The organism is Lysinibacillus sp. GW823-FHT02G10 (assembly GCF_058797135.1).
This window is the reverse complement of the sequence record NZ_JBXAJI010000011.1, coordinates 38,117-53,294: the sequence shown is the minus strand read 5'-3', so window position 1 is coordinate 53,294 and position 15,178 is coordinate 38,117. Positions and strand designations below refer to the sequence as shown.

The 15,178-nt window shown below is 37.2% G+C and carries 14 protein-coding genes; 2 read left to right on the top strand and 12 right to left on the bottom strand.

Translation table 11 applies throughout. The features are described 5' to 3' along the window. The first annotated feature begins 147 nt into the window (after positions 1-147). A complete protein-coding gene (scpC, locus tag AC1RFD_RS20770; RefSeq protein ID WP_004232003.1) occupies positions 148-1,668 on the top strand; it encodes a succinyl-CoA:acetate CoA-transferase ScpC in 1,521 nt (506 codons plus the stop codon). A 156-nt stretch (positions 1,669-1,824) separates the two neighbouring features. Beyond that, positions 1,825-2,967, top strand: a complete 1,143-nt coding sequence (locus tag AC1RFD_RS20765) for an MFS transporter (RefSeq protein WP_054549597.1) — start codon at positions 1,825-1,827, stop codon at positions 2,965-2,967. A gap of 17 nt (positions 2,968-2,984) precedes the next feature. Here the strand turns inward: AC1RFD_RS20765 and AC1RFD_RS20760 are convergent, their stop codons facing one another. From AC1RFD_RS20760 to AC1RFD_RS20705, 12 genes are all read right to left on the bottom strand, one after another. Continuing rightward, entirely contained in the window at positions 2,985-3,293 is a 309-nt protein-coding gene (locus AC1RFD_RS20760; protein WP_004232000.1) for a YbyB family protein, read from the bottom strand. Positions 3,294-3,792: 499 nt separating this feature from the next. After that, on the bottom strand, positions 3,793-4,074 hold the full coding sequence (locus tag AC1RFD_RS20755) for a GNAT family N-acetyltransferase (protein ID WP_009370656.1): 282 nt from the start codon (positions 4,072-4,074) through the stop codon (positions 3,793-3,795). A gap of 228 nt (positions 4,075-4,302) precedes the next feature. Further along, positions 4,303-5,217, bottom strand: a complete 915-nt coding sequence (locus tag AC1RFD_RS20750; protein ID WP_048394252.1) for a DUF1002 domain-containing protein — start codon at positions 5,215-5,217, stop codon at positions 4,303-4,305. 158 nt (positions 5,218-5,375) lie between these two features. Beyond that, positions 5,376-6,233 (bottom strand): CvfB family protein, encoded by an 858-nt coding sequence (locus AC1RFD_RS20745; protein ID WP_048394250.1) that lies wholly within the window; start codon positions 6,231-6,233, stop codon positions 5,376-5,378. A gap of 29 nt (positions 6,234-6,262) precedes the next feature. Beyond that, positions 6,263-6,682, bottom strand: a complete 420-nt coding sequence (gene mntR / locus AC1RFD_RS20740) for a transcriptional regulator MntR (protein ID WP_004231993.1) — start codon at positions 6,680-6,682, stop codon at positions 6,263-6,265. A gap of 122 nt (positions 6,683-6,804) precedes the next feature. Beyond that, the gene (locus AC1RFD_RS20735) at positions 6,805-7,101 is read right to left on the bottom strand and encodes a late competence development ComFB family protein (RefSeq protein WP_369700627.1); all 297 of its coding nucleotides are present in this window, start codon (positions 7,099-7,101) and stop codon (positions 6,805-6,807) included. Positions 7,102-7,271: 170 nt separating this feature from the next. Continuing rightward, the gene (locus AC1RFD_RS20730; protein ID WP_403020440.1) at positions 7,272-9,395 is read right to left on the bottom strand and encodes a heavy metal translocating P-type ATPase; all 2,124 of its coding nucleotides are present in this window, start codon (positions 9,393-9,395) and stop codon (positions 7,272-7,274) included. Continuing rightward, positions 9,376-9,747 carry an ArsR/SmtB family transcription factor gene (locus AC1RFD_RS20725; protein ID WP_048394243.1) on the bottom strand — a complete coding sequence of 124 codons (372 nt, stop codon included), beginning with the start codon at positions 9,745-9,747 and terminating at the stop codon, positions 9,376-9,378. The genes AC1RFD_RS20730 and AC1RFD_RS20725 overlap by 20 nt, the downstream gene beginning before the upstream one ends. Before the next feature lie 141 nt (positions 9,748-9,888). Beyond that, positions 9,889-12,258: a penicillin acylase family protein gene (locus tag AC1RFD_RS20720; protein ID WP_492475232.1), complete on the bottom strand. Its 2,370-nt coding sequence runs from the start codon at positions 12,256-12,258 to the stop codon at positions 9,889-9,891. A gap of 457 nt (positions 12,259-12,715) precedes the next feature. Next, a complete protein-coding gene (locus AC1RFD_RS20715) occupies positions 12,716-13,471 on the bottom strand; it encodes an exodeoxyribonuclease III (RefSeq protein ID WP_048394240.1) in 756 nt (251 codons plus the stop codon). Between the two features lie 52 nt (positions 13,472-13,523). Then, positions 13,524-14,438, bottom strand: a complete 915-nt coding sequence (murB, locus tag AC1RFD_RS20710; RefSeq protein ID WP_048394238.1) for a UDP-N-acetylmuramate dehydrogenase — start codon at positions 14,436-14,438, stop codon at positions 13,524-13,526. A 219-nt stretch (positions 14,439-14,657) separates the two neighbouring features. After that, positions 14,658-14,963, bottom strand: a complete 306-nt coding sequence (locus AC1RFD_RS20705; protein WP_004231981.1) for a winged helix-turn-helix transcriptional regulator — start codon at positions 14,961-14,963, stop codon at positions 14,658-14,660. Positions 14,964-15,178 lie beyond the last annotated feature (215 nt).

The window sequence follows — 15,178 nt, the reverse complement described above, 5'->3', positions numbered from 1 at the left end:
TAATTCTAAAGTTTTTGTGACAATTTGGTGATAGTATTATTCAAATGGTTGGAGTCATACTACAACTGAATAAACAGAAAATTCTTAAATGTTTTTTCTAGTTTTGTAATCGGTTTCCATCAAAATTATTTAGGGGAGGATTTTTTTATGGATGCAAATGTTCAAAAACGCCTAGGTTTAAAAGAACTTGAGAGTAAAATTGTAACTGCTGAAGAAGCAGCAGCACTTATTTCTAATGGTGATGTAGTTGGGATGAGTGGTTTTACTCGTGCTGGGGATGCAAAAGTTGTTCCAATGGCATTAGTTGAGCGCGCAAAAAATGAAGAATTCAAAATTGATGTATATACAGGTGCATCATTAGGACCAGAAGTAGATAAGTACTTAGCAGAAGCTGGTGCCATTCGTAAACGTGGACCATTCCAGGGTGATGCGGGTATCCGTAATTTAATTAATTCTGGGGATATCTTATATGTAGATGCTCATCTTTCTCATAATGCTGAGCTAGTGCGCCAAGGAATTATCGGACCAATCAAGTATTTAATTCTTGAAGCGGTTGCTATTACTGAAGATGGTTTAATCATTCCAACAAACTCTGTAGGTAACTCACCTATCTTTGCAGAATATGCAGAAAATATTATTATCGAGTTAAATATCTCTCATCCAGAAGCTTTAATCGGTATCCATGATATTTATGTACCTGGAGAACAAGGTAAACGTGAAGCTATTCCAATGACAGATGCTATGCAACGCCTTGGTGATATTGGTATCAAAGTAGATCCAGCTAAAATTAAAGCAATTGTTATTTCTGAAGAGCCAGATGCTCCTTCATTAATCGTACCTCCAGATGAAGAAACACAAACGATGGCAAACATTTTATTAGACTTCTTCCGTGATGAAATTAAAGCGGGTCGTTTAACAAATCAATTAATGCCATTGCAATCTGGTGTAGGTTCTGTAGCAAACGCTGTACTTGATGGCTTTGCAGATTCAGAATTTGAAGATTTAATTGTTGCATCTGAAGTACTTCAAGATGCTGTATTTAACTTAATCGATGCTGGTAAAGTTAAATTCGCTGCTGCAACTTCAATCACACTTACTGAAGAATTACAGCAAAAAGTTTATGGTAATTTAGAAAAGTATGCTGATAAAATTTGCTTACGTCCACAAGAAATTTCTAACCACCCTGAGCTTATCCGTCGTTTGGGTCTAATCTCAATCAACACAGCTCTTGAGTTAGATATCTATGGTAACGTTAATTCGACACATGTTTCTGGTACTCGTATGATGAACGGTATCGGTGGTTCAGGTGACTTCGCACGTAACGCACGCCTTGGTATTTTTGTTACAAAATCATACGCAAAAGGTGGAGCAATTTCTTCTATCGTGCCAATGGTATCTCACGTTGACCATACAGAGCATGACGTTGATGTTATCGTTACAGAACAAGGTATTGCTGACTTACGTGGTCTTGCACCAAAAGAACGTGTACCTTTAATTATTGAAAACTGTGCACACCCAGATTACAAAGAACAATTATGGGATTACTATAACCGTGCAGTTGAAGCAACTGGCAACCACCAAACTCCTCATCTGTTAGAGGAAGCACTTTCTTGGCATGTAAATCTTGCTAAAAACAAAACAATGAAAAAAGAAGTTGCAAAAGCTTAATTATTACATTCTCTACGTCTAATAAGTTAATACTTATTAGACGTTTTTTTATACGTGAAAGCAAAAAACAAGTGAGAAGTATTATCGATTGGAAGATGCTATAATAGGACTATATTAATCTTATTGACTATAATGTTCTATTTCATCGGAGGAACCATGAAGAAATTTATCTATGCTATTATTTTCTTTTCGTTTTTCGACCTTTTTACCCAGCTTCCTGTTATGAGTACTTATGCTGAGTCTTTAGGTGCATCGGCATTCCTCACTGGTCTTGCAGTGGGCATGTATTCGCTTTCCAATACATTCGGTAATATCATTTCTGGCTTCTTAACGGATCGCAAAGGACCTTTCATCATACTCATAATAGGTCTTCTAACAACAGGTCTATCATTAACATTTTATAATTTAGTAGAAGAGCCCATTGCTCTATTAATTGTACGTTTTATCCATGGCCTTGTTGCAGGCTTCATTGTTCCTGCTGCCTTTACATTTCTAGCGAACGCTACAGAGCAGGAAAAAAGAGGTAAGGGCAGTGCTATTTCTGGCGCCTTTGTTGGTATTGCAGCCATTATAGGCCCTGCATTTAGTGGTATTTTAGCTAGCCGGACAAGTGTACCATTTGTTTTCAATATCACAGCAAGCTTTATGCTTCTGCTAGGTATCCTTGCGTTCTTTATATTGAAAGCAAATCAAGTAAAAAAAGAGAAGGCTAAACCAAGTAATTACATTCCGATCAGTGTCTTTTTTAATAATACAGGAACATTAAAAGCCTTTTTAGGAGCCTTTTTCTTAATGTTTTCTCAAGGGGTTATTGCGTATCTACTCCCTCTTAAAGTACATTCCTTAGGCTTCGACTCTCGTTTAAGCGGCACTTTAATGAGTACATTTGGTATTATTGCAGTTCTTGTTTTCCTATTACCTACTAATCGTATTTTTGATAAGGTTAATCCACTCAAAACATTGTCTTTTGGTATAGGTTTAATGGGAATAAGCCAGCTATTAATTAGCCAAGCAAATTCTAGCTCTTTACTCTATACAGCAATGGCTTGCTATGGGATCGGATTCGGTTTCCTATTCCCTTCGGTAAATTCGCTGCTAATTGACTCTACAACTGCTGAAGTACGAGGAAAAGCTTACGGCTATTTCTACGCGTTTTTCTCTCTAGGTGTAGTTATAGGCTCTTCTTTATTAGGTTGGCTATCACTTGGTACTGTCAGTGGCTTTGCATTTACTGGCTTTGTATTATTGCTCTTTGCAGGCGCAATTCTTATCCCACACAAAAGACCTTCTCATGCTTAGATGAGAAGGTTTTTTGTTTACTTTTCCTTTTCTTGAATTTCTTCATTATAGAAATGGACACCAGTATGTCCTCCACCTTCAGCTACCATTTCATTCGAGGCAATTTTAGTTGGTGAAGTACCAGCCTCTGTTGCTACCTCTGTAGCTACACGTTCTGCAATATTGTCATGCATATCAGGACCTGTAGTAAGATACGACTCTAATTTTGCTTTCATACTATTAAACATTGTTAGTGCTTTATCACGATTCTCTTTTTTACTGAAATAAGATGCTGCTAGTCCTGCTAATCCTGCAACGACAACACCTGTTCCTTTTCGTTTTGCCATAGTTTATAACCTCCTAAAAATATAGAAACTAGCTCTGTAGTATAGTTTTTCCCTATTCTTAAAAGAATAAACATTATTTTTTTATACCCTCTAGCATATATATTAATGTATGGATAAATACTTGCCCTTTTATCTAGTAAAAACCCCGTCAATCCATTGTAGTTCGTCTAGTTTTTAATGCAGACAATCACACTCTATTTCCTATTAAAGCCCAGTTATCGTACCCTTATTTTTAGCATTCGTCAAAATTTTGTAACTATTTATGATTATAAAAGGCAAGTAAAGGGAATTAATGAATTAATACTAAAATAGGAGAGTGGTTAAAATGAAAGATTTCGATTTAGCATATGATTGGATAGATATGGCTTCATTAATTGGCGGGGCTGGCTTCTTAACAGTACTAATTTATAGTGTCATTCTATTATAAGGAGCTATTTACATGATTTGCTCTAGCAATTAAAAGGCAATCCGCTTAATTAAAAGCAGATTGCCTTATTTTTTATTGTTTTACATCATTGTATGCATCTGACTTTTCAAATGCTGCCACCACATAGGAACAAACGGCCTTCATTTTATAACCATTTTCGCGTGCATACGATGCTGCTTGATCGAGTAATTGTTTGGCCACACCTTGACCACGGAGCTTATCAGATACATATGTGTGATCCATTACCATTACTGAGCCATTTTGCTGCCAAGTAATTTCTGCTAGTTTTTCCCCTGCTTGCTCATTCAAAAATGCAAACTTATTTTCTGCTAATTGTTGTAATTGGAATTCCATTTCTCACCACTCCTTTTATTCATAGTACCATAGCTTTTTATATTTTCACAAAATTTGTGTACGTTTCTTTTATCAAATCAGCGAAGCTATGTCCAGATATTCGGTTAGCTTTCCTATGTCGAAAACATCACACTTCAAAATCTTTCACTTGTTGAATCAAAAAAAATCTGTACACCTTCTCTAGCAAAGTGAGAAGGTATAACAGATTCCTTTCTATCAACTATAAATTTAGTTAAACCATGAAGAAATAGTATCTTTTAAATTAGCAAAAAAGCTTTTTACGCTTTCCCAGAAACCTTTATCTTCCATAAGTGAGCCGAATTTTTCTTGGATTGTATTACTGATATCATTTAATTGATCAGACCATTTACTAAAATCAATGTCCAACTTGCTTATTTTATCCATTAGATCCACTAGCAATTGACGGTCCTTTTCACTTAAATTAATTTCAAGCTTACTTAATTGCTCTTCTACAATTTTCTCCACATCTTCACGTGTTGCTGGCTTTAACTCTGCAATTTGCTTTTTAATTTCTGTCAGTAATTCCGCAACCTTTGCATCGTCTACCCCTGCAGATTCTGCAATGGATGTTGCTACTGATAATTCTTCGTTTGCTACATCTGTACGATCAATATCCAGTGTTTCCCCTGTAGTGACCTCATATGCCTTGTAAATACCTACTAATGCTGAATGCCCTGTAACGGCTTTCGGTGCAGCTACTTGTACGGATGCATCCTGAATTCCTGCTGTTAACATCGCATTTGCATACATCTCTGAAGTTACCTGCGTTATATTTGATGGTGTGACAATTTGTATTACTAGACCCTCTCCTGCTTCTCTGCGTGTAATCTTTGCAGAAGAGTACATACGTGAGCTTGAATTACTATCTTTAATGTATTTTACTAGATCCTCACCAGACACAGTAATTTCTTCAATTTCAGGTTCTTCGCTTACTTTTAATGATTTTTTTACAGACTCTTTTTCAGCCTCAGATAAATTTGCTCCATACACGACGATCGGTACGCCTAGTTTTTCATCAATTGCTTTTGGAGGCGTATTGTCAGATGCAAATCCTGTTGCTGGTGCCATCACTCCAAATACTAACATTGTAGCAGTTAGTATTTTAATCCATGTTTTTTTCAAATCGTGTGACCCCTTTCGCTAAAACTTCATAATTAGCAAGTATAATGTATGCCACTATACAATAATTAGTACGAAAAAAAGACGAGAAGGTTTCAAGGATGTCTCTCGTCACTTTTCCTGTTGTAAATGTTTTGCTAGCTAGTCAAACAAACCATCCTTTAAATTTCTTCAGTCCAACCGTCCTGTTGTTTCACTTTACCAGCTTTCATTAACGTTCCTAAGGCACGTTTAAATGCCCCTTTACTCATATTAAACATTTCTTGAATCTCTTCAGGAGACGATTTATCACCAAATGGCATTTTACCGCCCACATCCTGTATATACTTTAATATTTGTTGCGCATCATTTGAAAGACGCTCATGTTTTCTTGGTAAAAGTGAGCCATTCATGGAACCATCGTCTTTTACATCAATAATACGTACAACTACATCTTGTCCTAATCGAGGCTCATTATTTCGCTCAGACTCATGCACAAAAATACGGTAAGGAACCTCTACACCTAGCAAAAATGTCCCGATCGGTAACAAACGATATGGGCGTGCTTGGATATTCTTATTGTGCATATCTTCAAATGCACCTTCATATAGCTCCGAAATTTTTTCCTCTGTGGCTAAACGACCAAATAAATCACCGTTACGATCTGTACGTAGTGTCATAAATAAATGATCGCCTGGTTCTGGCCATACCTCTTTTAATGCAGGTAAATCTTCTGCTCTTACTAATACTTCACGAGATGTACCAATATCCACAAAAGCACCTTCACGTTCCACTACTTTCAAGACACGTGCCCAGCCATATTCACCTTGTGTAAAAGCTGGAATAGCCGTTGTTGCAGCCAAATCTCCACGACGGTCTGCAAATAAAAATACTTCAAGGCGGTCACCTACTGTTAGTGGCTCTGTTACCTCTGAAGCATTTAAAGGTAGTTCTTCAACTCCATTTGTTAAAATCCATTTTGATGCTTGTTGCTCTAATACCGTTAATGTAACGACTTCACCTGATTTTAATGCGTTCATATTGTCTCCCTTTCCTTCACACCATCATTTTAAAGATTGTGCTGTGTCTTAGATGCCTCTAATTTTTTCACGATGTCTGGATTTTCTTCCATTACTTGCACAAGATCTGCAATACGATCGATTGAATTCCAACTTAAATGATGTTCAATTCCCTCTACATCATCATAAATACGTTCTTCATCCACACCAATCATTCGTAAAAACTGCTCGAGCAATTCATGACGCTGCACAAGACGCTTTCCGAGCTTATCCCCTTTAGGCGTCAATGTCAGTCCACGGTACTTTTCATAAACTAAATAACCATCTTTATCTAATTTTTGAACCATTTTTGTAACAGAAGAAGGAAGAACAGATAATGCTTCAGCAATGTCAGACACTCTCGCATATCCCTTGTTGGCAATTAATAAATATATTTGTTCGATATGGTCCTCCATACTAGGTGTTGGCATATCCTTTTCCCTCTCTTTCCTTTTCTTACTCTCTAGTTTACTACAAGCTTGGCTTAAAAGTTAACTGAAAATACATTGCCTAGAAAAACACTTCCTATACAACTTAAATAGAGCCTCTTCTATTAAGAAGTAGGCTCTATTTTGTGTCGAGGATACTTATTTACCACATGTAACGCATGAATAATCTCTTTATTAATACGCTCAATGTTTCCAGGAGTATTCATTTCTTTAAATGCCTCATCTCTAGCTTCCATAGATGTAACATACTTACTTGGCAATGCATTTAGTGTAAGTGCCACCGTGTCTAATTCACAGATTTCGCATTTACAAAATGTTTGATATTCTGGTCCTCGTAGTAAAAAGCTTACTAAACCACGCACAATTTCTTCTGTAACATTTACTAAAATAGGATCTGACATATTCAAACTTTCGCCTCATTTATATTTAATTGTTACATTACTCCTGAAACTATAATAGCCTTAAAAAAAGTCTTTTTCAAGAATCACAAGTAGCATCTATTCACATAAAATCCCTTGTGTCAAAGCAAGATTAATTTCCTACCTTTTCAGATTGTTCTACACCTTACTTACTACTTTTTTGCTCTAATTAGTCTTAATGAATTAAACACAACTAATAGTGTCGCACCCATATCGGCAAAAATTGCTATCCATAATGTTAACCAACCAGGTATGACAAGTAGCAATGCAATTAATTTTAAAACTAGGGCAAATATAATATTCTCTTTAATGATACGTAATGTTTTTCTGCTCAATCCAATAGTGTAAGGAAGCTTTGTTAAATCATCACCCATTAAGGCAATATCTGCTGTCTCAAGAGCTGCATCTGTTCCTGCTCCACCCATGGCAATTCCTACATTTGCAGTGGCCAATGCTGGTGCATCGTTTACACCATCTCCAACCATTGCTACAGCACCAAATTGTTTACGTAAATCCTTAATCGCCTTTAATTTTTCTTCTGGTAACAAGCCAGCGCGCACATCTGTCATCTTTAATGAAGTAGCAATGGCTTGCGCAGTAGGCTCTGCATCGCCTGTTAACATCACCATATGCTTTACTTTTAAGGCATTTAATTTGTTCAATACATCCTTGCTTTCATGACGTAATTGATCAGCAATTGCAACCAGTCCAATAAGTTGATTATTCGAAACAGCTGCTACTACTGTTTTACCCTGTTCTTGCAGATTCTTAACCTGACTTTCTATGTTTTGATCTACAGAAGTTAATGAAGTAGCCCATTTCATGCTACCTACATAAATAATCTGATTATCAACGGTAGCATAGGCACCTTTTCCTGTTACTGATTGGAAATTTGTTGGTATTAGCTCAGATAATTTTTTATCGTGTAATCTATTTAAAATTGCTTTAGCTAAAGGGTGCTGTGACTGTTTTTCTACCGCTGCCACTAGTTGTAACACATAGTCCTCTGACCAGTTTTCAGTCGTTACGATATCTGTTACTGCTGGCTGCCCCTTCGTTAATGTTCCTGTTTTGTCAAAGGCAACAGCTTCAATATGTCCTAGCTGCTCTAAATGAACACCACCTTTGATCAGTACACCTTGCCTTGCTGCATTACCAATGGCTGTAACAATGGCGACGGGCGTAGAGACGACCAGTGCGCAAGGACATCCTACTACTAAAACAGCTAGCCCTTGGTAAATCCAATGCTGCCAATCACCTACTATTAAAGGTGGAATTACAGCTACTAAAAAAGCAATAACCATAATCGCTGGTGTATAATACTTTGCAAAGCGATCTACAAATTGCTGAGAAGGTGCCTTTTCTGCTTGTGCTTCTTCCACTAGATGAATTATTTTAGCGATAGTAGTATCTTCTACACGCTTTGTCACACGTACTTCAAGAGCACCCTCTTCATTTAAAGTCCCAGCAAATACTTCATCATTTACTGTTTTATTTACGGGAATCGACTCACCTGTAATAGCTGCCTGATTGACTGCAGACAACCCACTAATGACTATGCCATCCATCGCAATCTTTTGCCCAGGCTTTACAATCAAAATATCTCCTATTTCTATATCCTCAGTAGGTAACTCAACCTCATGGTAGTGTTCACCGTGGGCTCTTTTGATAATCGCTGTTGGTGGAGCAATATCCATTAATTGACGAATAGATTGACGTGCCTTATCCATTGAATACGCTTCAAGTGCCTCACTCACAGCAAATAAAAATACGACAACTGCCGCTTCTTCCCATTCACCGATAATAGCAGCTCCAATGATGGCGATTGTCATAAGCGTCTTCATATCAAATTCAAAGCGAACTAAATTACGGAAGCCTATTTTAAAAATACCCACTCCACCCACAAGGATAGCTATAATGAACATGGAAATCGGTAGCGGGCTCGATTCCCCATTCATACCCGCAAATAGATAACCTAGAATGACAAAAAGCAATGAAATTCCTGCTAAAACGTTTTCCTTTTTACGATAAAAAGGTGTAGTATTTTCAAGTGCTTTTGCTGCCGATTGTGTAACCCTAATGCCATCAAAGGCACCTGCTTCTTCAATTTGGTCTACACTAATAGCACCGATTACTGTAATTTTAGAAGCACCAAAGTTCACTTGTGCATCCTGTACTTCTGGTATAGCCTTTACGTTTTTCTCAAACTTTGCAGCACAACTAGCGCAAGATAAATTTTGCAATCTGTATTCTTGTTTAATTGGTGTCGTTGCCATTCGCAATCCCCTCTTTCGCATGTTCGTAGGCAATTGTTACAATTTGATATACATGCTCATCCGCTAAAGAGTAATACATTTGCTTACCTTTGCGGTGTGATCTCGCTAAATTATTATCTTTCAAATATCGTAAATGATGGGATGCTGTAGCAACTGAAGAACCAATAATAGTTGCAACATCACAAACACATAGTTCATCTTCCACCGTTAAAGCATAGGCAATTTTAAGTCTAGTTTCATCAGCTAACGCTTTTAAAAATTTGGCTACACCTGATAAATCAGGCATTTGTTGTTTCACCTTTGTGACTGCCTCTTCATGTACATGCGTCACCTCACATATTTCTTTCGGCATTTTTCTCACCTCATTCAAATATTCGTTTGATTGTATTCAATGTAACATATTATTCCATCATATTCAAACGAATATTTGAATGTTAGGATGTATATCCTTAAATAAAAAAGTTAGCGCACTTTCTGTACGCTAACTCTTTTATTACTTCGCTATTAATTGTAATGTTTTCCCTTTTATCTCTTCCTGTTTAATAAATGTTTGATGGTAATCACCATTTGCCCAATCCAGCACCTGATCTTGATACCAATCAGATTTTACATGACCACTTTGACCAGGACCAACAATATGATAGGCTGAGCTTAAATCACCTACATCCACCACAAAACGCCAAGATGCACCGTGATCTACATTACCAGCTAAATCATTATCTGCTGCTTGTACGGTAACTTTTGATCCACCAATAGGAACCTTTTTAGCATTAAAATAGGCTGCAAGAATAGGCGATGCACTTCCTAGTGTATGGTCAAAAGTAAGCTGATGGTAATCACCCCATTGCCATTTCGAGGAATTTTTTCCGAATTGATCTTCTAATTGTGCAATTGTTAGCTCAAATGCCTTGTATATGGTTTCATCAATGCCACCCTGCTCCTCAATCCAAATGCTTTTCTCTCCTGAATAGGCTGTACGTAAGAGCTGGTCTGTAATATTAAACTTCCCATACATGATGCCATACATATCTTCAGGCATTTGATCTTTAAACAAAACTTCCTGTAGCTTAATCATTAATGTATGGAACACAAGTGGTGCACCTGATTCCTTTGCGTCTACCATATCCCACTTCTCTAGCATGGCAATAATCTCGGCATACTTCCCATCCTGATCTTTTTCTTTTAAAGATGTTAATAAATCAGGCAGAAATTCTCTTGCATAGAGGTTGTGCTGATCCATTTGCAAAGCCATCATATCTTCTACTGTAATCGCATCATTTGCCTCTAACACTTCTTTAATTCTTTCGAAACGATAAGGTTGCGCCCAGAAATCAGTTATGTGATAAGGGTAGTCCTCTCCTATTACTTGGTTATTTGCCGTTGCAATAAAACCTTCTTTTGGATTTACTAGAGTTGGTAATTCATCCCATGGGATAAAGCCCTCCCAGCCATAGTCACTCGAATCACCTGGAACTGGTAATTGGCCCTCACCTTGCTTACGAATAGGTATTTGACCATTAGCTTTATAGGCAATCGTACCGTCTTTTGATGCAAATACAAAATTTTGTGCTGGCGCTTTAAAGTCTTCTAATGCTTTTTCGAAATCACTCCAAGTTTTTGCCTTATTAAAACCAAGCACTGCTCTTAGTTCAGCTGTCGGTTGTAGTGCTGTCCACTGCATCGAAAATTGTGCGGTTGGCTCTGTATCTTTAAAAGCTAAATCTGTCATTATAGGGCCGTGACGTGTAACAACGACTTCAAAATCTACCGTTTCTCCATCTTTTACCTTAATTGATTCGTCGCGCACCTCTGCTTGTTCCCACTTTCCATCGTATCGAAATTGTGTTGGATTATCTGGATTTGGTATTTCAATATATAAATCCTGTACATCTGGACCCACATTGGTTACCCCCCAAGCAATTTCATCATTATGGCCTAAAATAATACCTGGAATCCCTGCAAAGATAACGCCACTAACGTTTTGCTGTGGTGATTGCAGATGCATTTGATACCAAATAGAAGGGGTGCTTAACCCTAAATGTGGGTCATCTGCTAAAATAGGCATTCCTGATTTCGTTTTATCACCTGAAACTACCCAGTTATTACTTCCGTTAAATTCGTTTGGTAGCATTTCCGCACTGAATTGCCCAGCTACTGCTACAGGATTTTGGATATTGGCCTCGATAATCGCCGAAGCATTTTCTGGATATTTAATAAATAATTCTTTTGCCTTTTCTTCATCAAAATTCTGTAGTGCCCAATGACGAAAAGCTAACGTATTCCAATTTCCCCCCAGATCATAGGCCATATATTTTCCAATGGTTAAGGAATCAACAACTGTCCACTCCTCAGGTTCATAGCCTAACAAAGCGAATTCATAGCTTAGTGTATTGCTTTCCTTTGCCTGTGCAATAAAAGCATTTACTCCTTCGGCATACCATTCAAGTACTTGTTTGCTTTCGTCATCATAGGCAGCTAATGATTTCTCTGCAGCATCTCGTAAGCTAAATGTACGGAAATGTTTGTCGGTATTAATCGTTGCTTCTCCAATAATTTCAGATAGTCGACCACTTGCCTGCCTTCGTGCTAAGTCCATTTGAAATAGTCTATCCTGTGCTTGGACATAACCTTGTGCACGATACAAATCAGCATCTGTTTTGGCAAAAATATGCGGAACCCCTTTTTCATCTCTCGTGACTGTCACATCCTGATCCAGAATAGTAACAGCTAATTCACCATCAATCACCGGCTTAGATTTATTCATAAACCATGTAAATCCAATAAAAGCCACAAGAGCCAAAGCAGCTATTATCCCAGCTATGACAATGAGCCACTTTTTCCAATTAAACTTTCTCTTCCCCACTGAATAACCCCCTTTTTGCACTATATTCCCGTACTACCTTCCCAAACCCGCTTTGAAACGCAAAATTTTTTAGCGAAATTTCTTATTTTATGTATATAAAATTGTCTCTAAATACAAAATTTTATATTTATCCGCTATTAGAATAGTATAATCAATAGGAATTATGAAGGCTACTGAGTAATGTTAAAAATTCGTATGTTCATAGAGGTATAATGATTCTATAGAGTATATTTTCTTTTATCTTCTCTCGTGGAGCGGACTTATATGGTGGAAGCGGATTCCCACATGATTGGAGCGTTCTTCCCTACTTTAGGGCGAGTTCCCATGTGATTGTAGCGTCTACTCCTCACTTTGAAGGTACCCCCTGGCATTGCCAAATCTCACATTTTTAAAAGTCACCTTATTAAGTTACAAATACAAAAAATCGTATTTCCATTTAGAAAATACGATTTAAGTACTAGCATTGTAATTGCAATTCAATTGGACAATGATCACTGCCCATAATGTGTGGGTGAATTGTTGCGCTTTCAATTTGTTCCTTCAATTGATTGGATACAACAAAATAATCGATACGCCAACCAATATTACGTTCACGCACTTTATTCATATAGGACCACCATGTGTAGTGGTCAGTTTCCTCGGGATGCTTGTATCTAAAAGAATCTACAAAACCGCTTTCCAATAACGCTGAAAATTTTGCTCTCTCTTCATATGTAAAGCCCGAATTTCCAATATTAGATTTTGCATTTTTTAAATCAATTTCCGTGTGTGCAACATTTAGATCACCACAATAAACCACTGGCTTCTGACTATTTAGTTCTTGTAAATAGCTAGCTAAACGATCCTCCCATTGTAAACGTAATGGTAACCGCGCTAAATCACGCTGTGCATTTGGAGTATAAACATTTACTAAATAGAAATTCTTATATTCTAATGTTATAATTCTGCCTTCATCCTGAGAATCTTCGGCGCCCACCCCATACTTAACAGACAATGGCGTGTGTTTCGTGAAAATTGCTGTTCCAGAATACCCTTTTTTCTGCGCGTAATTCCAATACTGCTCATAACCTTCGATAGAGAGCTCAACTTGTCCAGCCTGACATTTTGTTTCTTGGATACAAAAGAAATCTGCATCTATTTGATGAAAGAACTCTAAAAAGCCTTTACCTAGACATGCTCGTATCCCATTAACATTCCATGATATAAATTTCATTTTATCCACACTCCTAAAAAAACGCCCTTCGGCTTATGCGAAGGGCATCCTATTATAGATCGTCACCAACAATTTTGACTTCCGTCTCTAATTCAACGCCAAATTTTTCTTTCACTACACGTTGAACCATTTGGATTGTCTTAATATAGTCTGAAGCAGTAGCATTTCCTTTGTTGACAATAAATCCTGCATGCTTGGTAGAGACTTCAGCATCACCAACACCTTTACCTTGTAGGCCACTATCTTGAATAAGTTTTCCAGCAAAATGACCAGGTGGGCGTTTAAATACACTTCCAGCAGATGGATATTCTAAAGGCTGTTTTGATTCACGTTGGAAGGTTAAATCAGCTATCTTCGCATCAATTTCCTCCTGTACGCCAACCGCTAATTGAAATTCAGAGGACAGCACATAATAACCCTTTTTGGCAATAATGCTTTGTCGGTATCCTAGCTCAAGGTCTTCTTTACCTAGTATTAAAATGTCCCCTTCTTTTGTTAACACCTTCGATGAAACAATAATATCTTTAATCTCACCGCCATAGGCACCTGCGTTCATAGCCATTGCTCCGCCAATTGATCCAGGAATACCACATGCAAATTCAAAACCTGTTAAGGATGCTTGCGCTGATAGCTTTGATACATCTTTGATCAGTGCACCACTTTGAGCATACACATGCTCACCAGTAATACGAATCTCATCTAAGCGTGAAAATGTTACAACGATTCCTCTATGACCGCCATCTCGAACAACCATATTAGATCCGTTACCTAACATTAATAAAGGAATATTATTTATATATGCATAGCGAATAACGGATGCCGCCTCTTCTTCTGTTTCAGGAAGAACAAAAACATCTGCTTTGCCACCTAATTTTGTCATTGTGTATTGCTGTAATGATTCATTTAACTTAATATTGGCAGGATTAATACTTTTTGCTAAATCCATCGCCCATTGTTCTTTTGTCATGAGAGCTAATTCCTTTCTAACGTCCTTCTTACTCTACACCAGTATGGATTTACAACCCCAATTTGACAAGTAAAATGAAGGGTATTTTTATCTCATATTAAAAGACAGGTAAGACCTGTGCAGAGATGATGAATATTATAAAGAAAATTGACAGTCATTCCAAGTGTCGTTTTTAGGACACTATTTCATTGTATTATCTAGTAAAATAATCCATTCACCCTAGAGCCAACTACTTGCCCATGTTTCGATATTGCGGATAGCACCTTCAAGTGCCTGACCTTTATCTGTTAATGAATACTCAACGCGTACCGGTACTTCTGAATATACTTTACGTTCAACAAGCCCCTCTTTTTCAAGCTCCTTTAAACGTTCTGATAATAAACGTCCACTGACAGGTAGTGCAGATTCGATTTCATTAAAGCGCTGTGGTCCATCTAGTAATTGATATAATATTAACCCTGTCCATCGTTTTCCGATTAAATCCATTGCTTTAGCTAAACGAGGACACAAAGTTGTCTCATTCATAATTTTTCACCTCTATGTAACTATTGTAACGATTAATGCACTAAATGTAAATTTGAAGTAACTTATTTACGTAAAATAATCTATTAACTTTTATATATTTAATTACAAATAGTAACTCACAATTTCAATGTTGGACATATCTAACAAGGGAACATAAAATGTCTTAGACTAAACGCTATCTTAATAAAATGCACATATTTCCAATAATATGCCTA

What these genes read in the sequence shown, in the direction of transcription:
- AC1RFD_RS20735 (WP_369700627.1), bottom strand. Translation starts at nt 7,101, where the DNA reads ATGTCAGATCCTATTTTAGTAAATGTTACAGAAGAAATTGTGCGTGGT.
- AC1RFD_RS20765 (WP_054549597.1), top strand. Translation starts at nt 1,825, where the DNA reads ATGAAGAAATTTATCTATGCTATTATTTTCTTTTCGTTTTTCGACCTT.
- AC1RFD_RS20705 (WP_004231981.1), bottom strand. Translation starts at nt 14,963, where the DNA reads ATGAATGAGACAACTTTGTGTCCTCGTTTAGCTAAAGCAATGGATTTA.
- AC1RFD_RS20730 (WP_403020440.1), bottom strand. Translation starts at nt 9,395, where the DNA reads ATGGCAACGACACCAATTAAACAAGAATACAGATTGCAAAATTTATCT.
- AC1RFD_RS20755 (WP_009370656.1), bottom strand. Translation starts at nt 4,074, where the DNA reads ATGGAATTCCAATTACAACAATTAGCAGAAAATAAGTTTGCATTTTTG.
- AC1RFD_RS20725 (WP_048394243.1), bottom strand. Translation starts at nt 9,747, where the DNA reads ATGCCGAAAGAAATATGTGAGGTGACGCATGTACATGAAGAGGCAGTC.
- AC1RFD_RS20760 (WP_004232000.1), bottom strand. Translation starts at nt 3,293, where the DNA reads ATGGCAAAACGAAAAGGAACAGGTGTTGTCGTTGCAGGATTAGCAGGA.
- scpC (WP_004232003.1), top strand. Translation starts at nt 148, where the DNA reads ATGGATGCAAATGTTCAAAAACGCCTAGGTTTAAAAGAACTTGAGAGT.
- AC1RFD_RS20715 (WP_048394240.1), bottom strand. Translation starts at nt 13,471, where the DNA reads ATGAAATTTATATCATGGAATGTTAATGGGATACGAGCATGTCTAGGT.
- AC1RFD_RS20745 (WP_048394250.1), bottom strand. Translation starts at nt 6,233, where the DNA reads ATGAACGCATTAAAATCAGGTGAAGTCGTTACATTAACGGTATTAGAG.
- murB (WP_048394238.1), bottom strand. Translation starts at nt 14,438, where the DNA reads ATGACAAAAGAACAATGGGCGATGGATTTAGCAAAAAGTATTAATCCT.
- mntR (WP_004231993.1), bottom strand. Translation starts at nt 6,682, where the DNA reads ATGCCAACACCTAGTATGGAGGACCATATCGAACAAATATATTTATTA.